The following is a 24,439-nucleotide window of genomic DNA, read 5'->3' as shown; positions in this document are numbered from 1 at the left end:
CGGCTGGTATTTCGCTACATGCCAGCCGTTTTGGTTACTTGATCCCCTTGCGTTTCTTATATTCCTGATAACGCCGGTTATATTCTTTCAGCTCTTCATCCTTGAATGTCCTCAAATAATTTGCCGGCAAATCGAGCCGCTCCTTCATTTTCAATGTATTGGAAAGCTCGACTAACGTGTTGACGCCGTTTTTGTCCTTGTTCAAATCAAATGCATCGTACAAATCGCCATTAACGGTAAATGCTTTGAAGGCGAGTTTGTTCTGATCGACGGTGATTGCCTGGTACAGTTGCGTATTTGAAGCGGCGCGGTCCATCCAGTTTTGCAAGCCGATGTCATACATTTTCGGGCCGCTTACAGATACCACGTAAATCGGTCCGTCGGGCTTTTTGCGGCTTTGACCAATGGGGATATTCAATCCGCGCCCGTAGGTATGGTCGTGGCCTTGCAACACGATATCAACCTTGTGTTTTTTGTACAAAGGCTCCATTGTTGCCCTCCATTCGTCGTTGTCGCGGCCATTTTTTGTAGAGTAAATAGGGTGGTGATGCACCACGATCGTCCAGCGGTTTGGATTGCCGGTAGTAATTTGCTCAAACCACGCAGCTTGCTTTTTCATTGTGGTCGAATCGAGGATAGCTGCCTGCGAGTCGAGAGAGATAAATCGAATTCCTTGGTAATCAATATAATATGCGGTTTCTGCCAGGCCTTCCGGACCGTTTTCAGGTAGTGCGAATTGGGGTTTCCAATGCATGGAAACAAAAAGATTCCGCTGCGCATCGCGGTAATATTCGTGGTTACCGGGTGTTGCCAGGTTAGGAATCATCCCGTTGATCCAGCCACCTGCTTCAAACCATTCACCCCATTGGTAATCCGCATTGGAATTGTTGATAAGGTCGCCCGCGTGGATCATCAGATTGGCTTTGGGCATATTAGCGAAAGCACCCCGCACCGCCCGCGACCATAGAGAACGAATGTCGTTTTGTGCATCTCCAAAATAGAGGAATGAAACCGGCTCCGGTTTGTCGGAGGCCGTTTTGAAATGAAACCATTCACTCCACGATTTCCCGTCACCGACGCGGTATACGTATTGTGTGGATGGTTTGAGGTCACCGAAATTGGCCTCGTGGTAATGGGCAGTCTTGCCTTCTATCACCACCTTGTGTGTAGCCGCCTGAACGATGCGTGCTTTGGCTGGGAAATCAGGCGAGGGATCGGCTTCATGAATCGCTGCAACGGCGCCTGTCACGGTCGAATCTGTACGCCAGTTTACCGCCTGAGAAGTAGCAGGATCGCCTTTGTAGCCTAATATCAACCGGTCGGGAAATGCAGAGGGCGGGTAAGTTTTGTTTTGCTGTGCTTGCGTGGGCGCAACACCGGCAATAAGCAGCGTTCCCGCAAGGAGGAATCTGGAATATAAATGACTGAAAGACTGCATAGCGACTTGTGGCAAATTGTGTTCACAATATTACCCGTTTGGAAAGCAATCGGGCTAGCAGCTGTCGTCATTTCACATTTTGATAATATGGAGGGCCGGGAGGCTTTTGGCTACGACTAGCCTGCCCGGAAGAACATGGTTGCCCATTTGCGCCTTAACTTTCCAAATACCGCCTCTCATTTATCCAACGCCTCCGGCAGCATCATCAAAAACGGTCCGGCCTTGGTGAAATCCAGCTGTTCGTAGAAAACCCCGAGCCGGTTCAGGTTCCGGTAGTAATCGTCTACGTGCTGATAATAATGTTGCTCCGATTGCACATACCATGCCACCGGCCCAAGCTTGTCCGATAGAAACCACTTTTCTAGTAGCCGTCCGGCGCGGCCGTTTCCGTCGTTGAAAGGGTGGATGCAAACAAATAGCAAATGGATGAACGAGGCGTAATAGAAAGTTTCTTCCAGTGATAAATTACAACGCAGGAGTTCGTCAATATCTTCCCACAGCTTGTCCATTTCTCCTTCTACCAAATGAGCAGGTGCTGCTTCAAATTGAATGCGGCCCGTTTTATGTTCCATCACCACCATGGCGTTCCGCCGGTGAGCGCCCCGGTAATGCGCCGGCAAGAGGTGTTCGGTAAGTATCCGGTGCACCTGTGAAAAGTGCTCGTTGGTGAGCCTGTTCTCCCTCGCGTAAATGTATGCGCGGAAAAGGTCGTTGGGCTTTTGGGTCAGTTCAGGGAGGTATTCGATGTGCTGGAGCTTGTGTTTGATGTAGCTGTCGACCTCCATGGGTTCGCCTTCGATTTTGGAGGATGTGATGACGGCAATGGAGGTGTAAAAGTTGAAAGAATCCGGCCGCACGAACGATTCGTCGAGTTGCTGCAATGCCTCATGCAACTTGCTCCCAAGCTGGTTGCGATAGTTTTCAAGTAACGTATCCGGGATGATCTTCATGGCAAAGCGGCGCAGGTTCGGTTGTAGGTCAAGTTACCAGTATTCTTTCAAATCCAAAAACCTTACCTTTGCACCGTAGAAAACGCGCATCCGTGAAAAAGAAAATACTTCTGGTTACCCCGCCATTTACCCAGCTCAATACGCCTTACCCCGCTACCGCTTACCTCAAAGGGTTTTTGAATACTTTGGGCAGAGCGTCGTATCAGGCTGATCTGGGGATTGATGTGATCCTGGAATTATTTTCTTCAAAGGGATTGCAAAAGATTTTTGCCATGCTCGAAGCGTCGGATATCGAGCTGACGGACAATAGTTTCCGTATTTACGCGCTGCGGGATGAGTACATTTCGACGATCGATCCGGTGATCCGTTTTCTTAAAAACAATAACCCCACACTGGCCCATAGCATTTGCGATCGCAGCTATCTGCCGGAGGCTAGTCGCTTTCAGCAACTGGAAGATCTGGATTGGGCATTCGGAACGATGGGTATCCACGATAAAGCCCGGCATTTGGCGACATTATACCTCGAAGACCTCGGCGATCTGATCCAGGAAGCCATCGACCCACATTTCGGTTTCAGCCGGTATGCGGAGCGGTTGGGGCGGTCTGCGACGAGCTTTGATGAAATGGAAGCCGCGCTGGAAACGCCGGATACGCTGCTTTCGCAGACGTTGAAGGATGTGCTGGAACAAAAAGTGACGCGATACCAACCCGATATCGTATGCATTTCGGTGCCTTTTCCCGGGAATTTGTATGGTGGTTTTAAATGCGGGCAGTATTTGAAAGCACATTACCCACATATCAAAATCGTGATGGGTGGCGGCTTCGCCAATACGGAACTGCGTTCGCTGGAAGAGCCGCGAGTGTTTAATTACATCGATTTTATATGCCTCGACGACGGAGAGGCGCCGCTGCAATCCCTTTTGGAGCATTTGGATGGTGAGCGCGACCTCGCAAGTTTGAAAAGAGTGTATTCGCTGGTAGAGGGAAAGGTGGTGTATCACAATGGTGCGAAGGAAAAAGATGTACCGCAGCGCGAAACAGGTACGCCGGATTATAGCGATTTGCCCTTGCACGATTATCTTTCGGTCATCGAGATCGTGAATCCGATGCACCGTCTCTGGAGTGACGGCCGCTGGAACAAGTTGACGCTCGCACATGGCTGCTATTGGGGTAAATGCTCGTTTTGCGACATTTCCCTGGATTATATCCGCCGTTACGAGCCGATGACAGCTTCATTGCTCTGCGACCGCATTGAGGAAATCATCGCGCAGACGCAGCAGAACGGCTTCCATTTTGTAGATGAAGCTGCGCCGCCGGCATTGCTGCGCGACTTGGCGCTGGAAATTATCCGCCGGAAGCTCACGGTCGTTTGGTGGACTAATATCCGTTTCGAAAAGAACTTCACTTACGACCTCTGCCTGCTATTGAAAGCTTCGGGCTGTATCGCTATTTCGGGCGGGCTTGAAGTGGCCTCCGATCGCCTGCTCGAACGAATGAAAAAAGGTGTTACCGTTGCGCAGGTAGCGCGCGTGGCGGATGCGTTCACGCAGGCAGGCATTATGGTGCACGCGTACCTGATGTACGGGTTCCCGACGCAAACCGCACAGGAGACAATCGATTCGCTGGAAATGGTGCGGCAGATGTTCCAGCTGGGCGTGGTGCAATCGGGCTTTTGGCACCGGTTCGCAATGACCGCGCATAGTCCGGTCGGTTTACATCCGGAAGCGTTCGATGTCATGCGGCTGGGGCCGGATACGGGCACGTTTGCGAATAATGATTTGGAACATAACGACCCGCTGGGTGCCGATCATGACCGGTTTGCAGAAGGCTTACGCAAATCGCTTTTCAATTTTATGCACGGCGTTTGCCTGGATTTTCCATTGTCCAAATGGTTCGATTTCAAAACGCCGCCGACGTCTATTCCGCCGAATTACCTTGAAAAGAGCATCCACGAACCCGTAGAACTGGCGGCACGACCGAATGCATTCATTGTATGGACCGGCAGTTTACCCGAAATAGCTGTTTTTGAGGAAAGAAAAGGGAGGAAAGTACGCGAAATAGCGGAACTCGTTTTTTATAACAAGAAAAAAGAATGGGCCGTTGAAGCGGACGTCGAAGTAGGGGAGTGGTTGACTGAAATGCTTCCCAAATTGCTCATTGCCAATCCCGAACCTTATGCTTTCGAGCAATTTAGAAATGATTTTGAAGCAGCCGGACTAGGAAATTTCGATATATTCCTCAACTCCCGCACGTGGCAGGAGTTGAAAAAAGGGGGTATGCTTGTGCTTTAAGGCGTTAATAACGAAGCACTTCGAAATTTTCGAGGTTGTCGTCGAAAGCGGTAAATACAGCGGGATAGCCCGGTGCAATGCTACCTATCTTGTCTTGCAGCCCCAATGCGGTTGCCGGCCGGACAGTCGCCATTTCAATCGCTTCCTGAACTGGTATTCCGATGATTTCCACGGCATTCCGTACCGCGTCGCCGAGCGAAATAGTAGCGCCTGCGAGGTTACCATCCGAGTTGATGTATTTCCCGTCTTTCAAATAGGCATCAAATTCCCCCCATTTAAACTGCGTGACCTTCTGGCCTAAAAACAATGCATCCGAAATCAGGAAGAGCTTATCGCGCTTGATTTTGTAAGCAACACTCGCCGCGCCGAAATCACAATGGGTACCGTCTATAATGATTGGCGCATAAACAAATTCGGTGTCGAAAGTAGCGCCCACGAGCCCGGGAGCCCTGTGGCCAAATGCCGACATAGCGTTGTACAAATGCGTCACAAGCTGAATGCCCTGGTCGAATGCGGTCATAGCTTCGGCGTAAGTAGCATTAGAATGGCCTGCCGAAACGGTAATACCCGATTCGAGCAACATTTGCAGCTGGTCTTCGGTAAACATTTCGGGCGCGATGGTGATCAGGCGGATCACGTCCTTGCCGTAGCGGATGATCTCGTCGAGTTCCTGGTCAGTTGGTTTGCGAACGAATGCCGCCAAATGCGCGCCGCGCTTGACCGGGTTCAGGTAAGGGCCCTCCAAATGCATGCCCAGCACGCCCGAATCCGGGTTTTTGGCCATATAGCTGCGCGTGGCTTCGATACCTTTAAGAATGTTATCGTGCGGTGAAGTAATGAGGGTCGGTAGCACGTAGGCGGTGCCGGTGTGGACGCTCGCCTGGTAAATATCATCAATTGTCTCCTGGTCGGCGCGCTCGGTGAAATAGAACTGCTCACCCCCATTGATGTGACTGTCAAAAAAACCCGGCGCAAGGTTGGTTACCTGTGGCATGCCCGTCTTGGGTGTACCGCTTTCGACGCTGCTGACACGGCCATTTTCGACGACGATAATCTGGTTGAACAGGACTTCTGCTCCTGTAAAAACTTTCTCTGCAAAAAACTGGGTGGACATAATCAAAGGCTTGGTTTAGAAGCGCCCAAGAAACGAAAAATGGGCAGGCAGTCAAAGCACTATTTGATAATTATGTCGAATTTGGTCAAAAGCCCGGCCAGGTCCGACGACAGGAATTTTGCTTTGCGGATATTGTTCGCGGTGGGGTCAATGGTGAAGTTCTTGCTGGTCGAAAAATCGGTGCTGCTGAGGTTGGTACCATCGAAAACGGCATCCCAGAAGTCGCAGTTATGCACTTTGCATTTCGACAAGTCGCTCTGCGTGAAATCGGCATTGTGGATTTTGCAGTTACTGAAAACCGTTTTGTTCAATTTCTTCCTTTCAAAAATGGCATAGTCGAGAATGCAATTCTCGAAAACGGCTGCAAATGCGAAGTCTTTGCTCTCCGAGAAATTGACGCCCGTAAGTTTGCAATTGAGGAATCCGATATCGGAAATTTTACAATTTTTGATTGATGCATTGCTCAGGTTACACTCCTCGAAAACGCAGTCGATGAAATCAATACCAGCCAGGTCGGTGAAGCTGCATTGCACAAACCGGACTTGTTCGTAGCTGTTTTCCAGCAATGGCTCAATGCTAAAATCTTTATTTTCAATAGTTTCGAAATCGCGGGTGTTGCGCATTGAGCCCAATGGATATTAAATGTATTGCTTGATGATGGATTTCAGCTGATCGGCCTGCACTACGCCCGATTGGCGCCAGAGCGGCTTGCCGTTTTTGAACACGATCAGCGTAGGAACGCCCTGAATACGGTACGCCTGTGCCGCCGACTGATTTTTGTCTACGTCGACTTTGATGATTGTGGCAGAATCGCCCAAATCCGCTTTAACTTGTTCAAGGATCGGTTTCATCATTTTACAAGGGCCGCACCATTCAGCCGAGAAATCTACCAAAACCGGTTTATCGCTGTTGATCAATTCTGAGAAAGTTGCCATAACGCTACTGTTTTTGTCTGAAAGGATAACCCATCCGAACCGCGAAAGGTTTAATTTAACGCCAGTTATCCCTGAGAAACTTGCCCACACGTTTTTCCACAAATTCATAAGTGAAATGCGAATACAGGATCGTGAGGGCGATTGCGCTGAGCAGCGAAACCCCGAACATCAGTTCGTTATGCGGCGAATTTAAGAACCTGAACAACACGATATTGATGAAAATGAGCACGATCGCGTGGTTCAGGTAAATGGAGTAGGAGATTTTACCCAGGTATTGGAACGGCTTGCTGCTCAGCATCTTCGTAACAACACCCGTGGAATTTGCGAAAATGACGATACCAATCGAGAAAATGAACGGGAAAACGAGTTTCCAGAGGTTTAGCTCCCAATGGTGCACGAAATACATGGCGGCCATCAAAAAGAGCAGGAACGGGATCTCGAATGCGGAAAGCTGAAATGTTTTCCGGCTTAATAGCCTTTGCGTGAATATGCCCAGCGAAAAACACAGGAGCCCGCGCACATAGCCGTAATCGTAGGCCAGCAGATACTCTCCTCTCGAATAAATGAAAATACCTGATAGCAAGCCGATGATCGCGAATGCGGCATATTTAAACCTTGGTAAGGTCAAAACGACCAGCCCGAACACGACATAGGAAATCATTTCGGCGGAAATCGACCAGGACGGATAGTTATTGCTGATCCAACCCCCAAATACCGTGCTGGAACCCATGAATGTGAGCGCGTCCAGAGATGTGTATAAGTAATAGCCGAGTCCCATTCCGCCGACGTTTTTGAATGCGCTGTGCTCACCGAGCAGGTTGGCTAATACAAAAACGACTTCGGTGTAGAAGAGGAGCGGATACAATCTGATAAAGCGCTTTTTCAGAAACGTCAGAAAATCGCCTGTGCTGTGAATGCGATCGACGTAGTTAAGTGCAATTACGAAGCCACTCAACACAAAGAAAAAGTCAACAAACAGGCTCGCGTTGATGACGAAAAAGTTGTTGTAAAGAATCGACTCCTTGAATGCATTGTGGTGGTGGGCAATGACCAGGACAGCGAATATGCCCCTTAACCCATCCAGTTGTTCAACTCTGTTCTTCATGCGTGGAATGCTGGAACCTTCCGGGAAGGTTCCCCGGCTCGGGGGAGCGTGTCAGGTGGTTACGGTGCTTATGGGTTGCGGCTGGGGTCTGATAATTTTTCTCAGACGTGGTACGGTGTCGAGGTATTTGATACCCAGGAAACGGATCATCACCGAATAGGGGAACCAGAACGCAATATCGTAGGGCCGGCCACCGGTAAAGAGCAGCACCACCATCGACAGGAAGAAGTACGCCAGAAAGGTCGTCAGCGGATTGGTATGGCGGCGTACCTCGCGGATCACGTACAGGAACATGAAGAAGTTGAAGCTGGCAAAAAAGATAAATCCGAAAATTCCGTGGTTTACCCAGGATTCGAGCAGCGGAACGTCCAGATAGTCGTTCTTATAACCCCTGCCGAGGAAGATGTCCCATGAATACAGTGTTTCCAAAAATTCTCCGAAACCACTCACCCGTCCCATCGCCGAATAATCGACATCCGCTTCTTCCGAAAGCCTCACCCCGGTGGAAGTAAAGATCACGTTCATGATCCGGTCCTGGAAAATATCCCAATAGCCTAGAAGCAGGTTCAGAATATTGCCATAGCGTGACAGGAAATAGTTGATCGCCAGTAATATGAGTATGATAAACACCATATTCCTGAACTTAAAGGCACTGCCGATGGCCGAAGTAATGTCCGAAAATTTGAAATGAAAGAGAAAGTACGCTCCGAAAGCGATCCCCAGGCCCAGGTAGCTTGATTTCGCGAGTGATAGTACCACCACGCCCATTCCAAACAACATCGAGAAAAACAGGAATAGCCTCGTGAGCAGATGCTTGGTGTTACCGAGCAATACCATCGCGGACAGGAGGGTAATAACTCCATTGCGCGCCGTAATGTGCGGGTTACCGCCCGGCTGGGCACCTTCGTTGGCGAAATTTACCGCAGCCCGCATCCCCGGCGTCCAGTTCGGGTCGGTGATGAGTGAGTAAACGAGGGTAATGTTTGTAAAGAATGAAAACAGGAAAAGTACCTGTATCAGCGTGTCTTTCACGTCGTTAGGGACGTGCATGAGCAATGCCAGGAACCCGAATGTGAACACGAAGTTACCGATATCCGCTACCGCCTTTCCCTGGTGGTTCATGAACATGAAGTACCAGAGAGTGAGCAGCAGAAATCCCGCTCCGAGGTTGATCAGGATGATATTCGGCTTGTAAAGTCGTTTGAAAAGCGTTGGCGGGACCATCAGCACCAGCGCGAGCGAAAAGAAAATCGCGGTAAAAACGCTGCTCGCAGGCCCAATGCCGAGTGTATCGCGAATAAAAAATATCAGCGGAAACCCGTTGAACATCATCGCGATGCCCATCGAATACCGGAGATAATTAAAATTGTTGGCTACATTAAATAAGCTCCAATTCATCTGGAAAGCCTGAATCTGATGTACTGAATATCTAACCGCAGAATGAAATAGGCAATTTTACGGACGCGGCACCAAAGATACTTCATTTTGTTGACTACCGGGGAACCGTTCGTTGAAATGTACAATTTTTGTACCCTCGCATGTTCCTCACGGCCGACGGTTGTCGCGATGGTCGACGACTTCGCTTCCGCATGTACGCGTAATGCGCCCCCGAGGCCATCGATCTTTTTAGTCGTAGTCGATTTGTGCGACGTGTACCGTGTAATGAAGTCGTAGTCGAATGCAAAACGGAACGATTCATCGAACATCCCATATTTTTCTACCAGTGAGCGCTTGAAAAACAGCGACTGGTTATGGATCTGCATCCCTTCCAGGATCTGGCAATCGAAGTCGTAAGAAGTTGTTTTGAGTATTTCGGTCACTTCGTCGTCGGTGGTGATCATGTACAGGTCGCCATACAGGATATCGACCGGGTATTTCAAAGCTGCTTCTCCAAAACGAGCGAAAGTACCGGGAAAATATACATCATCGGAATTTTGGAAGCTGATATACTCGCCCGTCGCCCGTTCCAGCGCCTTGTTGATGGCGTGGACCTGCCCGCGGTCCTTCTCCGAAACCCACCAGGAGAGGTGTTTTTCGTATTTTTTAATGATTTCTACACTGCCGTCGTTCGAGCCGCCGTCGACGATGATATATTCGAGATTGGGATATCCCTGGTTAAGCACGCTCAGGATTGTTCTTTCGAGGAATGCCGCCTGGTTGTAGGAAGGTGTAATGACCGTCAGTTTCGGATACCGCTGCGCGTTGGCGGCTGCCGTGGCCGGTTTCAGTGCTGATACGGAGTTCCGCAGGTCCTGTGTGATTTGTTCTAAAAAATGCATGGAATCCTGTTTAAAACTGATCGATATATCTAGTCAACTCCTTCAATTTCGCGGCAATGCCCTTTCTCATTAACCGGTTGGGAAGGATATCGGCATGTTTTCCAAATGCCGGTTGGCCGCTGACTTCCAGGTCGTACCTCTTTTTCACTACAATGCGCTGGTATTCCATGAACAATGTCTGAAATGCCTTGTTTTCGGCAACCAACCCCGCGTGATCTGACCAGATTGGATCGAAATGCCCAAGCCCGGCAAAGTCGAGCGAGATGAGTGGTTGTCCATCGACCTCGTAACCGTCATTTTTTGCAACGAGCATTTTGTTCAAAACTGCATTCAAACCATAATGCCAGCCGGGATTATGCAGTGTCTGCGTCGCAGGTACCCAAACCGGCACATAATTGAGCCAAAGCTGATCGGTATTCATGCCATTGCAAAGATCGAAATTGGCGCGGTCGATAGTCCGCTGCGCCCACCATTCCAGCACGGGTGTGGTTTTCTCCGAAGGTCGCAATGTCCAGCTTCCCGAGTGGTACATGCCTGCATTCAGAATGCGTTTGTCGTCCAGAATGGGCGATTTTTTCAAAGGAACCGAAATATTGGGTGTCAAAAACATCTCAGAGCCGGCATCCAGCAAGCTATTGAATGTCTTTTTGAGTTGCACCGTCGGTGCCAGGAACGTGAGTTGTCTGCATTCGGTGTGCTTCTTCAATATTTCCAACGCGAACCAGGGACGGCAGGCGGGCAGTAATTCGAAATCGTAATAATCCGCAACCATTGTATCCCAGCCGGGAATAGCTAATGCGGCCACCGGAAGAAGATTTACATGCTCCGGAAGGTTGTTAATACTAATGGAATCAACCAGTCCGAGGTAAAAAACATCGTCGGGTTGGTGCTGTAACACAGAATCCGCCAGCGCCAGCGCATGCGCCAGGTTGGTACGGTTACAGACTGTGTATATAATATTCATGAACGACTATTCCGTTTCAGGCAAAGTTTTAAAGAAGGATATTTCACCGATGTTATTATGCGAAATGCCCGTCAAAGCAAAAGGTAACGTTGTGCCATTTTGATATTGGACACCATATTGCGCGAAATGGCTGCGCACAATGTCGGTGGGTGTTCTCAGATGCGGTAAAAAGCGATTGGCTTCCAGCTCCCAGAACAGCGAATCGGCATAAGGTAAATTCGCATTGTGACGGTATTCGTGCGCCAGTTTTTTCTTGCTTTTCAAAGTAGCCGTCATCCGCTCGATCCGGCAAAGGTAAAGCCCGTTGTCGGCATAACCCGACCCGTATAATCGTTTTTCTTCCTCGGAAAGTCCCGAAATGCGTTTCAGGATACCCGGCGCACTACCGGCATGAGCCAGCGCAGGACCTGTTTTGAAATAATCATAACCCTGCTTGCACCAATAATACAGTTCATCTTTAACCACCCAACTGTTCAGTTCATGGACGAGTAAAAAGTCGCACCAGTTGAACCGGTCGTAAAAATCCGACATGAGGAAAAGCCGGCCCAAATGCTGTCTCGACTGAAAAAAATGCTTTGGGAAATGCACGACATCGATATTTTCGGCATGTTCGCGCACTACCGATAGATCGGCGCCTTCTCCCGCAATGAATATGATCGGATATTCCGCCAGAATATCCAATGCGTGATGCAGCATCTTTTCTTCCGTTGGGTCAATCTGGCGTTCAAGAATAGGAATAATAACGGTAACCAGCTCTTTCATCAGATCGTTTGCAGCTTGCCGATCAGATAATTGACAGGCATTTTGAGATATTTCCTCACACGCTGGTAACGACGCACAGGCGCTGGCTTGATGTACGAGCAGGGGAAATTGCGGTAATAGGCGTTCCCGTTGCTGATCAGACTGTTTTTGTATAATGCAAAAAGCTCGGTCAGGTCGGTGCGGGCGTTCAGCTCGAAGCGGTTCTGGTATTTCGAAAGGATGTCGGGTTTGGCGGGGTCGTACCCGCTGTAATGGAAGAAGATCAGGGGATTTTCTTCGTTGACATACCAATGGCCGTCGCGCTGCGAAAAGTCACGCTCGTGCAAATTCCAGTAAGCTGCGTTGTAGCCCGGGTTTCTTTCAATATGGGTATTCGGGACAAAGACGGGCAGGAAATTCATCCAGTTCTGATCAACAAAAAGTCCGTTACAGAGGTCGATCAGGCATTCGTAGCGCAGTTTCTCTTCCCACCACGAAATAAACCGGTCATTCTCTTCGGAACGGCTGAATGCCACGAAGCCGAGGTTGTAAACGCCGGTATTGAGGTGATGCAACTCGTTGGGTATCAGTCGGTCGTTGATCGGCGTGTTGATATGCGGTGTAAGCACGGCATTGTGTTTCGCCAGCGAGTCGGTAAGGCCTGTTAATGGCTGAAATACAATGATATCCGGGTCGAAATAGATGACGTTTTTCGCCTCGGGGTAATGTTTGAAGAAATAGGTGAAATAAAACGGCTTTACCGCGGTATTTAGCTCTGTAATATTGTAACGCGCGCACATCTCCTGAAAATCGCGGATTTCAATCTTGTCGATCTCGATCATTGGGTAGTCGTGCGCATAGGAGTCTTCAAATGCAACTCCCTGAAGTGTGTCTACCAGGCCAATGAAAAACCGGACATCGGGATTGGTCGCTTTCAGCGAGTCTCCTAATGTCCGGGCTTGCGCGAGGTAATTGATGGAGCAAATGGTAAAGGCAATGGTCATTGATTGTGCTGTTCCGAAACCTGCATAGGTAGATACTTTTGAATAATGGCTTCGACGCTCGCTACGCTTTTGTCCGTGTTATGCCTTTCCAAGACTTTTTTACGGGCATTCTGCCCTAGCGTGTTCCGTAGCGACGGATCGAGGATCAGCTGGATGATCGCGTCCGAAGCTGCCGAGATATCCATATACGGAACTACAAAACCGGCATCGCCCTCGATCAGTTCCGGTGCGCCGCCGGCGTCTTCAAAGCAAACCACAGGAATTTCCTGCAATGCGGCTTCCATCACCACGAGCGGATAAGGATCTTCGCGGGAACTCAACAGTAGCACGTCGAAGCGGTTAATATAGTCGAGCGCGCGCGGAGTTGGCGGAATGAGGATGATTTTGTCGCTCAATCCCATTAGCCGGATATCGCTTTCGATCAGCTCGTAGATCTCATGCTGCGGGCCTGCGCCCACCCACACGAAGTAAACGGGCAGTGGCTGTGTTTTGCGGATCACCCTGCTGGCGATCCAGTTAAAAATGTCGTTGCCCTTGCGCCATTCGGCGTTTCCGCAGCCACCTATCACAATGGCGTCTTCGGGGATTTTATAGGTTTTTTCGAGAATATCGTGCTGTACCGCAAGCAATCGCTGATCAATCCGCTCATGGTCGATAAGCGTGAAAGTGCTTACGTGCGTCGCGGGGAAATCGTATTTCCGGATATAATGATCGGCTACCGCATTGGAGACGGCAATCAGGCGATCAGTCTTTTTAAGCAGAAAAGCCAGTTGCTCCTCCTGGGTATAGATTTTCACCGACATCGCCAGCTCATGTACAAAAAGTACCAGCGGCAAGTCGTGAAAGGATTTCAGAAAATCGTAGTAAACCTCCGCATTAGCAATGGAATTGATGAAGATAAGGCCGATGTTCTGTTGTTCCAGTTCCGCCAGTACCCGTTCGTTGCCTTTCTGCAGGGAACGTTCTTCATAAATTTTCAGCAGATTGGTTTTGCGGAGGAGCTTGCCGGTAAAGGGAGGTGTTGTGATCTTTTTGTTTTGATGAAGACGCGTGACACCTACGACGTCCTCAAATTCCGCTTCCAGTTCCCCTCCGTTACAGAGTAGCAGGTGCATCGGGACGCCACGTTCTTTCAATAGCCTCAATAACTGCAGCAACAGCAACTGACTTCCTGCCCTGTTAGCATCATGACTTACAAAAAGTATTTTCTTCTGGTCCATTACCGATATTAACTAGCTCAAACTTTCGTCACCGGATCGACTCAATAAGCTTCGTAGCTCATCTTTCCGGGTACCTTTTTCGCAGGGTTTCCGACATAGACGCCCCATTCTTCGGTTTCTTTCATGATGGCCGATGCCATCCCCACCAATGTTCCCTGCGCAATGGTCGTGTAATCGCGGATGGTGGCGTTCACTCCAAAGAAGGAGTACGATTCTACCACACAATGCCCCGAAAGCACCACATGCGAAGTAAAGAAGACGTGGTCTTTGATCTGGCCGTGATGGCCGATATGGTTGCCGCTCCACATGACGACGTTGTTACCGATGGTCGTGAACGGCTGAATCGTATTGTCTTCGAGAATAAAACAGTTCTCGCCGATCACATTATTGCAGATCGTCGCACGGGAACTGATATAGGAAATGAACTGGTAGCCTTTCGCTTTGGCGTGGTTGTAAATCGCCTCGCGGTTGCGGTTCATATTGCGGCCGGTCATAGGTGCAAAGAACTTGTATTCGGAAGGCGGGAAAATACTTTCCACATCTTCGAATGCTACCACAGGTAGGCCGTGGAAAGTGTCTTGTTCGATATATTGGCGATTGACGGCGAATGCAACAACCTCATGATCAGAGTCATGGGTTAGGTAATAGTGCGCTAGTTCTGCTGTGTCGAGTACTCCAAAAACGATAATCTTCGCCATTCCTAAATAAGTTCGTATGCCTCTAATTGTTTCCTGAAGCCATCCGGGCCGTTAAACATCAGAACGTCTATAACAGACAACCAAGGTACGAAAGCATTTTTAAATTGGGGGTACGGGCTAGATATACTTTTTATGAAGTCCAGTCTTATTCCCTCGTTTTCAAATTTGCCTTTGTCGTACAATTCCACTCCGCCAATCGGATTGATGTAGTGGTTTGCTTGCTCCTGTTTACAGATATCCAGAATTCGGTCCTGTCCTTTCAGGTGTTTATTATTATATATCGTTGAAGAGGGAACAATCTCCGTGCCTATGCCCAAGTATGCGCAAGTTTTTTTTAATGCGTATATAGAAAGCTCGTTAATTGAATCAACTTCTAAATTTACGATTTCTTCTATCAGTTCAAAAACCTTTTGATAACAGGGAGCCTTCTGATATGATTGCTGAATGGTTTTCAATAACTTTTTCTGCCACTGTTCATGTTTCGCAAGTTGCACTTCGAAGATCAGTTTATTCTGGCTGGCGTCTTTCAGCGGAATGCTGAAAAGATGCGCCTTGCCGCCGACGAGCAGATTATTCCGGTTGATCCAGCCCTTGTTGATGAAGTTCACATCGTCGTAAATAATGAACTTGTCCACGGCATCGATCAGCTGGAAATAGCCGATATATGGGAAAATATACGGCTGCATGATGGCAATAGTCATGGCTTGGGCTATTTGAGTTTTCTCAGATAATAATCTTCCCCCTTCTCACTCAAAAAGGTTCGGTGATACAAGGTGGTGTCGGAGCCGAGCCGGATATCGGTCGGTAATGCACGGATCTTACTCGTGTCGTTGATCACCTTGCGGGCATAAAACAGGTAATCAGCATCTTTGGGAATAGGTCGCAGGCCTTCTTCGAAAGGATTGATTGAAATCAGTTTCCGGGTCAGGTCTTTACCGTAGAGCGGGTACTCAAAATCGCTGTTCACGGTAGCGAGCGCCACGGTTGCATTCTCCGGCACGATGGAATCGAAACGGACGTAAGCCTTTGTAATGTCCGGTCGTGCGAATGTCTGGTAAGGAATACGATCCATCGTCAATGCCGATTCCATGCCGTAGGATGGCAGCGGAAGGCAGCGGATATTCAGGTAAACAGCCATAATCCCGGAAATACATGCCAGTCCTACAACCACCATAATGTAGCCTTTCCAGACATTCCTGCGCGGCTTGATGATCGATAAACGGTGATGTGAGAAAAGCAGGAGCAGAAAAAGTACACCAAAAAGCCCCGCCTCCATAAAGTACCGGCCTTTGAACGGATCATAGGCCGCAGAATAGGAGATCGCCGCGAGGTTAAGACAAAATGCAATGACCAGGAAGAAATGCACGCGCGATCTGAAAACGCGGATCAGTACCAGCAGCATCAGCGGAAGGATCAAGGCAAATCCGAATACGCCCCAGTAGGGATTCGCATTGTAATAATAAAATCCGCGCTGGAACGAAAATGGGACGATAGTGAAATCAGTCTCCTCGTCGAGGCGCATTCGCAGCTTATCTTCCAGAACTACCAGTGGCTTCCTGATGGCGGTATTCAGGTCATAACCCCATTGCGCATTCCGGATGCCGTCGAGGTTACAGAAATCATAGGTATAGCGGATCACATTCCGGCTGCCCTGTTCAAACAGGTTAGCTGCCCCTCCTGCGCGCTCATACGACTGATGGTACCGGGCCGTAGGAGGGCCAATGGGATGGCCGAAAACCTGGATATTACGGATATAGCCGGTTGGAATAGTATAAATCAATGCAAAAAACGCGATCGCGAGGCCAAGCCTTAAAGTCCTTTCAAAAAACACTTTAAAACCCGGTGCCAGGAATACGGTATAGATCATGATCACGAATACCGATGGCATGAGCAAGGCAAATGTAGCCTTATGACCGGTAACGATCGCGAATGTGATTCCTGTAAGATAGAGGTAGCGGTTGTCGCGGTTGGTGAAATAGGTAAACAGGAAATACAGCAGGCAGCTCAGATAGGCCGTCAGCACAATGTCCGTTTCCGTTGTAACGGCTTGCATCAGGAAATCAAGGAACACGCTATATGCCAATGCGCAGAAAAAGCTGGCCGACAGGTTCCTTCCAATCCTTTGTGCTATACCGAATACCGACGCCAGCGTTACGTAGTACGATAGCTGGTGAATGAGTTTAAATGAATTTTCAATGTCCCCGCTGATCAGGTAGGAGTAAATATGGATCGTGGTGAGGCTCTTCGGATAGGTATCCATGTTCCAGTTGGCCCCGCCGAAATGCTCCATAGTGCCCCGCTGAATATAGCGGATAGCGCGGTTTAGGTGCCCGGTCATGCTGTCCCATTCATTGGGAGCGGTAAATAGCACGAGGATCAGGTTGGTTATTCCAATGATCGCGAACGTCAGGAACATCGCACCGAAAATCACTTTCAGGTAAACGGATAGCTCCCTGGTCCAGAGCCGGAATGTGCTCAGCCGGTTAGCGATCAGCCCGCGAATGGTATAATGCGCTTGTTGTGGTACGAGCTTTGTCCAGAGCAGGTACTGTAATGCGAGAATACCGAAAGTGCCGCCGATCCATGCGAATACGTTCGCGGTAAGATCCAGCGCCGACAAAATAAAGCCGGTAGGGATAATGCTACCGACAAATAGAATGAAGAAGGTAATAATCAGTTCCGTGAGCGAAGGTTGAGCAATTTTTTTTGCAACAAAGCTGATACCGTATAAAAACAGGAAAAAAGTTAGCCAATAAAAAATGACCATGCTACTATGGTGATAAATGACCGTTGATAATGCGGGCAATCCTTTCAATATCTTCGTAAGGAAGCCCTACATATAATGGCAAACTTAACACTCTTGCCGCGATATCCTCGGAAACAGGGCAGGCAATTTGCCTTGGCATGAATGAAAGGGTGTTAAGCGACGGATAAAAATATCTCCTTGGAATGATTTCTTCCACTTTTAATGCCTCCATTACCCTGAACATAACCGCCTCCGAAGGGAACACTACCGGATAATAAGCGTAGTTATATTCGATGTCGGCGCTCAATGTGGGTTTAAACAGAATATCCCAATTGAGCAGGCCGTCATAGGCGTCGAAAACGTCCCTGCGCGCCTGGATGATCGCCGGTACCTGCGGAAGGTTTACCAAACCCATTGCCGCATGGAATTCCGAGTTTTTACCATTGATTCCCGCGAATTCATAATGCTCGTCACCCTGGTGGCCGAACGCACGCAGTAAATGCAGTTTGCGGTCGAGCTCGGGATGGTTGGAGATCAATGCACCGCCTTCGATCGTATGGAAAACTTTCGTGGCGTGGAAGCTGCAAGTGCTCAGGTCGCCATAGGAAAGCAGTGATTTTCCTTTATAAGTTACGCCGAATGCATGCGCGGCGTCGTAAATAACTTTCAGGTTGTGTTTTTTGGCAATCGCCTCGATGGCCTCTACGTCACAGGGATTTCCGTAGACGTGCGTCGCGAGGATCGCCGATGTTGCCGGTGTAATGGACGCCTCGATCAGCTCCGCATCGATATTGAATGTCGAAGCATCGATGTCCACGAAAACAGGCGTGCAGTTTTCCCACAAAATCGCATTGGAAGTGGCACAGTAGGAGAAGGGCGTCGTGATGATCTCGCCTTTCAGTTCAAGCGCCTTGATCGCGATTTGCAGAACGATCGTTCCATTACCACAGAAGTACAGGTGATCGACGTTCAGATATTCTTTAAGCTGTCCTTCGAGCTGTTGTAAAAGTGGTCCGTTGTTGGTCAGATAACCCCGTTCCCAGATTCCACGGACATATTGCAGATATTCTTCCTGATCAGGTAGAAAGGTTTTAGTGACGTTAATCATTCACTACGTGTTCAGATTGGCGAATAGAAAAATTGAGTTGAGGACGAATATATCCGGGCCATTTGCCATACCAGGTCACATTTTCACGGTAATCCTCAATATCAAAAACAAGGGCTTCCTCCATATTGTAAAGCACGGTGCTCGTATCTTTCACGATCATCATCGAAACGACGTAGGAACCGTCGTTCAGGAAGTTGCCGGGGATTTCGCAGGTGCCGCTGACAATACCCTTCGAGAAGTTTTCAGCCGTGGTGCCTACGTTGAAGATACATTCACCGGTAAACGTGTACAAGTGCATGCTCAGGTTCAGTGAAGCGCCTTCTACCAGGTTCCAGAACTCAAACTGGAAGTTGATCGGCGTACGGACATCAATATGGGTAAGGTCGTCCTGGTATTCCGGGAAAAGTTTGAAGCTCTTCACGCGTACCTGGTCGTTGCCGGGAGCGGCTTCGATATTGTCCCAATGCTTTTCAAGGGATTTATGCGAAACCTTGCTAAGATAGTTCGTTACAATATGCGTTGTTTCGCCCTGGTCGATCAGCCGGCCTTTTTCAAAATAGAATGACTTGTTGCAAAGCGCCTGGATGGCGGTCAGGTTATGGCTCACAAAAAGCAATGTGCGGCCGCTTTCCGAAACGTCACGCATTTTGCCGAGACATTTCTTCTGGAACTCGGTATCGCCTACGGCGAGTACTTCGTCCACAATCAGGATCTCGGGATTAAGGTGCGCCGCGATCGCGAAACCCAGACGGACGTACATCCCCGAAGAATATCTTTTAACGGGCGTATCAAGGAATTTTTCAACCCCAGCAAAATCAACGATAGCGTCAAATGATTCGCGGATTTCGCCCTTTGACATTCCCAGAATAGCTCCATTCAGGAAAATATTCTCGCGTCCCGTCAATTCCGGATGAAAGCCGGTCCCCACTTCCAGCAAGCTGGCAATGCGGCCATCGATCTTGATCTGGCCGGTGGTAGGCTCGGTAATGCGGCTGAGGATTTTCAGCAACGTGGATTTTCCTGCGCCATTATGGCCAACGATACCAATGCGGTCGCCCCTGTCGATGGAGAAGTTGACATCTTGTAATGCCCAGAATTCTTCTTTCTCAGCGAAACCATTCTTCTCTTGTTTGCCGAACAATTTATTAACCGTCTCGGAAACAATGTCGCGTAAACCGGACGAGCCGTTTTTGCGTTGGTGGTCGATGATATATTTTTTGCTGATATTTTCAGCTACAATTACAGACATGCCCAAGTGTGATTGTTTCAGATATGGTCAACGAAAGTGTTCTCCTTTTTGCGGAAATAGATCAGCGACACGATCAGTATAATCAATGAAATTGCTGCTGTGGAATACAGGCTATCCGGATTAAAGTAAGCCTTATCTCCCAACAGGCACCAGCGGAAACCGTCGATGATACCCACCAGCGGGTTCAGATTATAATATTTTTCGAACCATGTACCCTGCGCAAGCGTACTGCTGTAAGCGACAGGGCAGGCGTACATCCCAACCTGAACCATGAACGGGATTAACTGACCAATATCGCGGAAGCGCACATTTAGCACCGCAAAAAACAGGCCAAAGCCCATTGATGTAATAAATGTAAGTAAAATGAAGCAAGGAAGAAACACGATCTTCCAGCTGATAGGGTGATCGAAGAATGGTGTCAGGATCAGAAATATCCCGAATGTGATCATAAAATCGACGAAACCGACAGCAACAGAGCTGAGCGGCATAAGCAATCTCGGGAAGTAAACCTTCGAAACGAGATTGGAGTTGATGAGAATGCTGTTACTGATCTGAGTAAACGTGTTTGCGAAAAATGTCCAGATCGTCAGCCCGCTCAATACCATCAAAGGATAGGGAATACCCGGGTCGCTTTTGATTTTCGCCAGGTAGCTGAACACGAATACCATCACGATCATCGTCATGAGCGGGCGCAATACGCTCCACGCCACGCCCAGGAGCGTTTGTTTGTAGCGAACGGAAATGTCCCTTTTCGAAAGGATCCAGAGGAGTTGCTTGTTAAGCCAGAGGTCTTTCCAATAATCCTTTTCAGACCCGCCGGCCTTGATTGTAATAGAGTGTTGAGTTGCCATGATTACGCCGTTACTACTTCCTTACGCACGGTAGTGGTGGTGGTGGGTGAAGAAAACACTGTTCTGAAATAGACGAAGATCAGTGCGATCATCAAACCTGCCAATGCCCCGATTTTAGCATTACGCTTGTCTTCATATTTCACATCCAGAGGCACTTTAATACCTTCGATCTCTGTGAACAGAGGAGCTTCCTTTACGAGGGAAATACGCATTTTCTCGGCATTGGCCATTGCTTCGTAATACAGCTGTTGCAGGAAGGACGATTTTCTTTCCGCGCTGTTGGCCGATACTTTGGCTTCCGGCATCATGATCTGCGCGCTGTAATCGAGTTGTCTGGCCAGCTTATGCTCGGCAATTCCCAGTACCACTGCGAGTGAATCTGCACGGTGGTTGAGCAAACGGAGCGTTTTCCGTGTTTTCTGGGTCTGGTTTTCAGTGTACATTTCTTCCACCGTTTCCAGAAGGGTAGTCACCCACAATCCTGCGAGGTGTTCGTTCTCCATTTTGGTGGAAAGCGAGGTGAAAGACGACTTGCGGTCGAGCGAAGCGATCTCGGTAGCCTCGGCTGTACGCTTTACGATGGTATTGAGGTTTATACGCGAATTAATGTCCAGTTTTTTGATATCATTCGTCGTAAAATGGAATTTCTGCAAATCGGGATAGTCTGCCCAATCGGAAGTTTTAATACCGCTCGAATCGATATAGAAGTTAGCCAGAATCTGTTTTTTTCCGTTGATTTCTATTTCTTTCATTAGGTTCCGCTCTAATACCGGGCGGGACTTTACGAAATAGAAGAAGTTCTCTCCGGTAAAGATATTCGCGTCCGGCTGCGCGCCCAATCCCAGCAGGCCAGCCATGTCACCCAGACCGGAACTCGCTCCCGCTGCACCGAGGTTAAACACCACGTTGGCTTCGTAGGTGGGTGGTTTGTTCTGATAAGTATCCATAGCAAACCCGATACCGAACCCTACAACAGGCAGGAGCAGCATCCATTTCCAGTTACGGATCAGCGCGTCTTTAACTACTAGTACTTTCTCGACGACTTCCTTTGGAGATAGCTCGTCTTCCGGAATTTCTTGTGTGGTCGCTGTCGCCATAGTTACTTAAGTGAACGGAATGCCAATACTGTTACAATTAATCCCATAATTGAACTCAACAGGGTTGTAGCTGTTGAAATCGTCTGCTGCGTATTCAAAGCAGGAGCAGCTCGTGTCGGAACGAAGATCTCCGAGCCCGGCTGTACTTTCGGGTACACATTGAAAAACATGAATCTTCTCGTGCGATCGATATTGCCGTTAGGATACTTAATATACGAGCTCTTTCTGAGCGACTGCACCGTAAAACCCCCCGATTGCGAAATGTAATCCGAGAAGTTCATCCCTTTGCCGTATTTCACGGTAGTAGGGTAAAGTACCGAGCCGGTTACCTGAACGGTTTCCAGGCGCTTAGGAATACGGATAATATCACCTTCCTGAACCACAAGGTCTTCGAATGAACCCGGATTTTTCAGAATGTTTTTCAAAACGATACCGATTTTCTCTTCCTTCACGTTCGGCAGGTCACCGGTAAGCGTTCCTTGTTTGATGCTTTTTTCGGTTTGTTGAACCTGTTCGTAGTCCACAGCCTCTTCGAGGTTTTTCACAACCGTACGACGCAGCAGGGTTGCTCCTTCCGGATAAGCGAGCTCGGTCAGTCCACCGGCTCTTTTGATAATGTCGCTGATCTTGTCATTCTTGTTGACAATCGTATAGGGGCCGGTCACCAGCACTTCTCCTTCAACAAAAACAGTCTGTTGTTCAACATAGTTGGGCGACTTGCGGACGATCACCTGGTCGAACGGGAAGAGCACAAAATTGGTTGCCTTCGCATTCAGGGAGAGGTCGCGGTTCACATTGAATTTATAAACCTCCGAAATCTGTGCATTTGCCGCACCGGCTACCGAATTTCTTTTTCTTCTGACCACCTCGACCTCCGACGTATAAGCCGATTCCTTCAAACCGCCTGCCTGTACGAGTACGTCTTCGAGTGTCATGTCGGTAGTGTAAGGGAATTTTCCTTCGTTCTCGCCGATTTTGGTATTGTTAACTTCCCCTTCAACGCTTACGAAGGCAGTTTCCGCCATTTCGAATTTCGAAGGAACTATAACCTGATCCAGGCGGGTGAGCACAAGATCGGGAGTTGTGCCGTTCAGCACATCGGTAAAGTTAATGGGGATTGTCTGGATGGTCAGGTCTTCGCGGGTCCGTAGCACGTTCAGGCGGCCTACAAAAGCGTCTTCGCGCATTCCCTGTGCATTTTCGATCAGCTTTTTCAGCGTAGGGCTGTTGTCGAGCGAGTACTGGCCGGGGCGCATTACCGCACCTTCAATATTTACAATGTTCTCGAAGCGGTCGAGTACGGTTTCCACATTGATCGAATCGCCGGTTGCCATTTCGAAGCTGTCGTACTGGTCTTCGGGCACATCGAGGATTTTACGCTCCCTGGAAGTAATGCGTTGTATCTTCAATCTCGCACGGTAAGCCTTGTCGCTGAAACCGCCTGAATAGCGGATCACATCGCCCAGTTTTTCTTCCGGTTTCAATTCATAAATGCCCGGACGTTTCACCATACCGGCGATCTCGGCGCGTTTCAGGTAGTAGCCGACCACGACGTTGTCATTTTCCTGAACACGGATGTCGCCGTCGATCTTACCATTTACGAGATAATCATAAATATCCATTCTCGACACGACCTTGCCCTGGCGAACAACACGTACTTCGCGGAAAGATCCAATTTCATTAGGGCCACCAGCCTGGTACAATGCATTGAATGCGGAGGAGAGGGAAGATACCGTGTAAGTGCCCGGGTTAATCACTTCTCCCGTTACAAAAACTTTCACCGATCGCACTTCTCCAAGGGTAACCATCAGTTTGGTGCGTGCCGTTTCGCCGCCTGTGCCGATCATTCCCGGTACAAACTTGGCAAACTTGTCGATCAGGATTTTCTTGATTTCTTCAATTGTACGACCTGCGACCATTACATTACCGACACGGGGGATGCTGATGAACCCATCTTTATTGACAATCGTTTCGTAAGTGCTTTCGGCGTAGTTATAGAGATATATCTTCAATTCGTCACCCGGGCCTACAACGTAGGTTGTTGGTGTAACGATCTGTAAGTCAGGAATTAGCCCTAATTTTTTATCCGCAAATATCGAGTAGCCGTAGATTTTCTGACGGAGCGATTCTTTGGCTTGCTCTTCGGGAGTCATCGCGGTGCTCGTGCTGGTGTTGACTTTGCTCTGGTCACCGCCTTCGGTGTTCTGGCTGTTCTGGTTAGCGGCGTTTTTACCTTTGTCGCCACCCTGGCCGTCGTTTCCTTGCTGCTGGTTACCCGATTGCTGATTTCCTCCCTGCTGATTTCCGCCTTGCTGCCCGCCTGGGCCCGATTGTGTGTTACCAGAGCCAGTGGTGCCTGTGCTATTACCTCTCGGGCCTGACTGCGTTGTGCCCTGGGCGCCGTTAGACGCCGGAGCGTTCCCGGAAGGGGCTGTCGGGGCAGTAACCTGTGAAAAAGCGGGTAGTGAAATGATTAAACTCAGGAAATAGGGAAGTATAGATTTATAACTTTTAGCCAACCTGGATCTGTTCATAAGAAGAATTATTGTACTATTGAAAGTCTGAAAATTCATTAAAACTATGTGTAAGACTAGTATTTTTGAATTTGGGATTCGAGTACACGTAATATTGTGGTAGTGTATATCATGG

General features: G+C 48.8%; 21 protein-coding genes. 1 reads left to right on the top strand and 20 read right to left on the bottom strand.

Going from position 1 to position 24,439, the window contains the following annotated elements; all coding sequences use genetic code 11:
• Nucleotides 1-34 precede the first annotated feature (34 nt).
• Entirely contained in the window at nucleotides 35-1,438 is a 1,404-nt protein-coding gene (locus IEY24_RS22235) for a purple acid phosphatase family protein (protein ID WP_188936150.1), read from the bottom strand.
• Nucleotides 1,439-1,614: 176 nt separating this feature from the next.
• Nucleotides 1,615-2,388 (bottom strand): Fic family protein, encoded by a 774-nt coding sequence (locus tag IEY24_RS22230; RefSeq protein ID WP_188936149.1) that lies wholly within the window; start codon nucleotides 2,386-2,388, stop codon nucleotides 1,615-1,617.
• 92 nt (nucleotides 2,389-2,480) lie between these two features.
• On the opposite strand from IEY24_RS22230, the gene IEY24_RS22225 reads away from it, so the two are divergent.
• Nucleotides 2,481-4,679, top strand: coding sequence for a B12-binding domain-containing radical SAM protein (locus IEY24_RS22225; RefSeq protein WP_188936148.1), 2,199 nt, complete (start codon nucleotides 2,481-2,483; stop codon nucleotides 4,677-4,679).
• A 4-nt stretch (nucleotides 4,680-4,683) separates the two neighbouring features.
• Here IEY24_RS22225 and nagA read toward each other — a convergent pair whose 3' ends face one another.
• Genes nagA through IEY24_RS22135 form a run of 18 tightly spaced genes read right to left on the bottom strand, consistent with a single transcriptional unit; the run spans nucleotide 4,684 to nucleotide 24,324 of the window.
• On the bottom strand, nucleotides 4,684-5,793 hold the full coding sequence (nagA, locus tag IEY24_RS22220) for an N-acetylglucosamine-6-phosphate deacetylase (protein ID WP_188936147.1): 1,110 nt from the start codon (nucleotides 5,791-5,793) through the stop codon (nucleotides 4,684-4,686).
• 59 nt (nucleotides 5,794-5,852) lie between these two features.
• Nucleotides 5,853-6,416: a pentapeptide repeat-containing protein gene (locus tag IEY24_RS22215; protein WP_188936146.1), complete on the bottom strand. Its 564-nt coding sequence runs from the start codon at nucleotides 6,414-6,416 to the stop codon at nucleotides 5,853-5,855.
• Between the two features lie 15 nt (nucleotides 6,417-6,431).
• Nucleotides 6,432-6,728, bottom strand: a complete 297-nt coding sequence (trxA, locus tag IEY24_RS22210) for a thioredoxin (protein WP_188936144.1) — start codon at nucleotides 6,726-6,728, stop codon at nucleotides 6,432-6,434.
• Nucleotides 6,729-6,783: 55 nt separating this feature from the next.
• The gene (locus tag IEY24_RS22205) at nucleotides 6,784-7,833 is read right to left on the bottom strand and encodes an acyltransferase family protein (protein ID WP_188936142.1); all 1,050 of its coding nucleotides are present in this window, start codon (nucleotides 7,831-7,833) and stop codon (nucleotides 6,784-6,786) included.
• Nucleotides 7,834-7,884: 51 nt separating this feature from the next.
• A complete protein-coding gene (locus IEY24_RS22200; RefSeq protein ID WP_188936140.1) occupies nucleotides 7,885-9,231 on the bottom strand; it encodes a hypothetical protein in 1,347 nt (448 codons plus the stop codon).
• The gene (locus IEY24_RS22195) at nucleotides 9,228-10,112 is read right to left on the bottom strand and encodes a glycosyltransferase family 2 protein (protein WP_188936138.1); all 885 of its coding nucleotides are present in this window, start codon (nucleotides 10,110-10,112) and stop codon (nucleotides 9,228-9,230) included. The genes IEY24_RS22200 and IEY24_RS22195 overlap by 4 nt, the downstream gene beginning before the upstream one ends.
• Before the next feature lie 10 nt (nucleotides 10,113-10,122).
• Nucleotides 10,123-11,076, bottom strand: a complete 954-nt coding sequence (locus tag IEY24_RS22190) for a hypothetical protein (protein WP_188936136.1) — start codon at nucleotides 11,074-11,076, stop codon at nucleotides 10,123-10,125.
• A 6-nt stretch (nucleotides 11,077-11,082) separates the two neighbouring features.
• A complete protein-coding gene (locus tag IEY24_RS22185) occupies nucleotides 11,083-11,838 on the bottom strand; it encodes a DUF5672 family protein (protein ID WP_188936134.1) in 756 nt (251 codons plus the stop codon).
• Nucleotides 11,838-12,821, bottom strand: coding sequence for a glycosyl transferase (locus tag IEY24_RS22180; protein ID WP_188936132.1), 984 nt, complete (start codon nucleotides 12,819-12,821; stop codon nucleotides 11,838-11,840). The genes IEY24_RS22185 and IEY24_RS22180 overlap by 1 nt, the downstream gene beginning before the upstream one ends.
• Nucleotides 12,818-14,041, bottom strand: a complete 1,224-nt coding sequence (locus tag IEY24_RS22175) for a glycosyltransferase family 4 protein (RefSeq protein ID WP_188936130.1) — start codon at nucleotides 14,039-14,041, stop codon at nucleotides 12,818-12,820. The genes IEY24_RS22180 and IEY24_RS22175 overlap by 4 nt, the downstream gene beginning before the upstream one ends.
• 41 nt (nucleotides 14,042-14,082) lie before the next feature.
• On the bottom strand, nucleotides 14,083-14,739 hold the full coding sequence (locus IEY24_RS22170; RefSeq protein ID WP_188936129.1) for an acetyltransferase: 657 nt from the start codon (nucleotides 14,737-14,739) through the stop codon (nucleotides 14,083-14,085).
• Nucleotides 14,740-14,741: 2 nt separating this feature from the next.
• Nucleotides 14,742-15,440, bottom strand: coding sequence for a WbqC family protein (locus IEY24_RS22165; RefSeq protein ID WP_188936127.1), 699 nt, complete (start codon nucleotides 15,438-15,440; stop codon nucleotides 14,742-14,744).
• Nucleotides 15,441-15,448: 8 nt separating this feature from the next.
• On the bottom strand, nucleotides 15,449-17,506 hold the full coding sequence (locus IEY24_RS22160) for an ArnT family glycosyltransferase (RefSeq protein ID WP_188936125.1): 2,058 nt from the start codon (nucleotides 17,504-17,506) through the stop codon (nucleotides 15,449-15,451).
• Nucleotides 17,507-17,510: 4 nt separating this feature from the next.
• On the bottom strand, nucleotides 17,511-18,593 hold the full coding sequence (locus IEY24_RS22155; RefSeq protein WP_188936123.1) for a DegT/DnrJ/EryC1/StrS family aminotransferase: 1,083 nt from the start codon (nucleotides 18,591-18,593) through the stop codon (nucleotides 17,511-17,513).
• On the bottom strand, nucleotides 18,586-19,842 hold the full coding sequence (locus IEY24_RS22150; RefSeq protein WP_188936121.1) for an ABC transporter ATP-binding protein: 1,257 nt from the start codon (nucleotides 19,840-19,842) through the stop codon (nucleotides 18,586-18,588). The genes IEY24_RS22155 and IEY24_RS22150 overlap by 8 nt, the downstream gene beginning before the upstream one ends.
• Before the next feature lie 17 nt (nucleotides 19,843-19,859).
• A complete protein-coding gene (locus IEY24_RS22145; protein WP_188936119.1) occupies nucleotides 19,860-20,693 on the bottom strand; it encodes an ABC transporter permease in 834 nt (277 codons plus the stop codon).
• Between the two features lie 2 nt (nucleotides 20,694-20,695).
• Nucleotides 20,696-21,790, bottom strand: coding sequence for a hypothetical protein (locus tag IEY24_RS22140; RefSeq protein WP_188936117.1), 1,095 nt, complete (start codon nucleotides 21,788-21,790; stop codon nucleotides 20,696-20,698).
• A gap of 2 nt (nucleotides 21,791-21,792) precedes the next feature.
• On the bottom strand, nucleotides 21,793-24,324 hold the full coding sequence (locus IEY24_RS22135; protein ID WP_188936115.1) for an SLBB domain-containing protein: 2,532 nt from the start codon (nucleotides 24,322-24,324) through the stop codon (nucleotides 21,793-21,795).
• Nucleotides 24,325-24,439 lie beyond the last annotated feature (115 nt).

It is taken from the genome of Dyadobacter endophyticus, from assembly GCF_014641595.1.
Taxonomy (GTDB): Bacteria; Bacteroidota; Bacteroidia; order Cytophagales; family Spirosomataceae; genus Dyadobacter; species Dyadobacter endophyticus.
The sequence above is the reverse complement of the archived record's forward strand: the minus strand, read 5'-3'. Positions and strand labels throughout refer to the sequence as shown.

What these genes read in the sequence shown, in the direction of transcription:
- IEY24_RS22235 (WP_188936150.1), bottom strand. Translation starts at nt 1,438, where the DNA reads ATGCAGTCTTTCAGTCATTTATATTCCAGATTCCTCCTTGCGGGAACG.
- IEY24_RS22230 (WP_188936149.1), bottom strand. Translation starts at nt 2,388, where the DNA reads ATGAAGATCATCCCGGATACGTTACTTGAAAACTATCGCAACCAGCTT.
- nagA (WP_188936147.1), bottom strand. Translation starts at nt 5,793, where the DNA reads ATGTCCACCCAGTTTTTTGCAGAGAAAGTTTTTACAGGAGCAGAAGTC.
- IEY24_RS22215 (WP_188936146.1), bottom strand. Translation starts at nt 6,416, where the DNA reads ATGCGCAACACCCGCGATTTCGAAACTATTGAAAATAAAGATTTTAGC.
- trxA (WP_188936144.1), bottom strand. Translation starts at nt 6,728, where the DNA reads ATGGCAACTTTCTCAGAATTGATCAACAGCGATAAACCGGTTTTGGTA.
- IEY24_RS22205 (WP_188936142.1), bottom strand. Translation starts at nt 7,833, where the DNA reads ATGAAGAACAGAGTTGAACAACTGGATGGGTTAAGGGGCATATTCGCT.
- IEY24_RS22200 (WP_188936140.1), bottom strand. Translation starts at nt 9,231, where the DNA reads ATGAATTGGAGCTTATTTAATGTAGCCAACAATTTTAATTATCTCCGG.
- IEY24_RS22195 (WP_188936138.1), bottom strand. Translation starts at nt 10,112, where the DNA reads ATGCATTTTTTAGAACAAATCACACAGGACCTGCGGAACTCCGTATCA.
- IEY24_RS22190 (WP_188936136.1), bottom strand. Translation starts at nt 11,076, where the DNA reads ATGAATATTATATACACAGTCTGTAACCGTACCAACCTGGCGCATGCG.
- IEY24_RS22185 (WP_188936134.1), bottom strand. Translation starts at nt 11,838, where the DNA reads ATGAAAGAGCTGGTTACCGTTATTATTCCTATTCTTGAACGCCAGATT.
- IEY24_RS22180 (WP_188936132.1), bottom strand. Translation starts at nt 12,821, where the DNA reads ATGACCATTGCCTTTACCATTTGCTCCATCAATTACCTCGCGCAAGCC.
- IEY24_RS22175 (WP_188936130.1), bottom strand. Translation starts at nt 14,041, where the DNA reads ATGGACCAGAAGAAAATACTTTTTGTAAGTCATGATGCTAACAGGGCA.
- IEY24_RS22170 (WP_188936129.1), bottom strand. Translation starts at nt 14,739, where the DNA reads ATGGCGAAGATTATCGTTTTTGGAGTACTCGACACAGCAGAACTAGCG.
- IEY24_RS22165 (WP_188936127.1), bottom strand. Translation starts at nt 15,440, where the DNA reads ATGACTATTGCCATCATGCAGCCGTATATTTTCCCATATATCGGCTAT.
- IEY24_RS22160 (WP_188936125.1), bottom strand. Translation starts at nt 17,506, where the DNA reads ATGGTCATTTTTTATTGGCTAACTTTTTTCCTGTTTTTATACGGTATC.
- IEY24_RS22155 (WP_188936123.1), bottom strand. Translation starts at nt 18,593, where the DNA reads ATGATTAACGTCACTAAAACCTTTCTACCTGATCAGGAAGAATATCTG.
- IEY24_RS22150 (WP_188936121.1), bottom strand. Translation starts at nt 19,842, where the DNA reads ATGTCTGTAATTGTAGCTGAAAATATCAGCAAAAAATATATCATCGAC.
- IEY24_RS22145 (WP_188936119.1), bottom strand. Translation starts at nt 20,693, where the DNA reads ATGGCAACTCAACACTCTATTACAATCAAGGCCGGCGGGTCTGAAAAG.
- IEY24_RS22140 (WP_188936117.1), bottom strand. Translation starts at nt 21,790, where the DNA reads ATGGCGACAGCGACCACACAAGAAATTCCGGAAGACGAGCTATCTCCA.
- IEY24_RS22135 (WP_188936115.1), bottom strand. Translation starts at nt 24,324, where the DNA reads ATGAACAGATCCAGGTTGGCTAAAAGTTATAAATCTATACTTCCCTAT.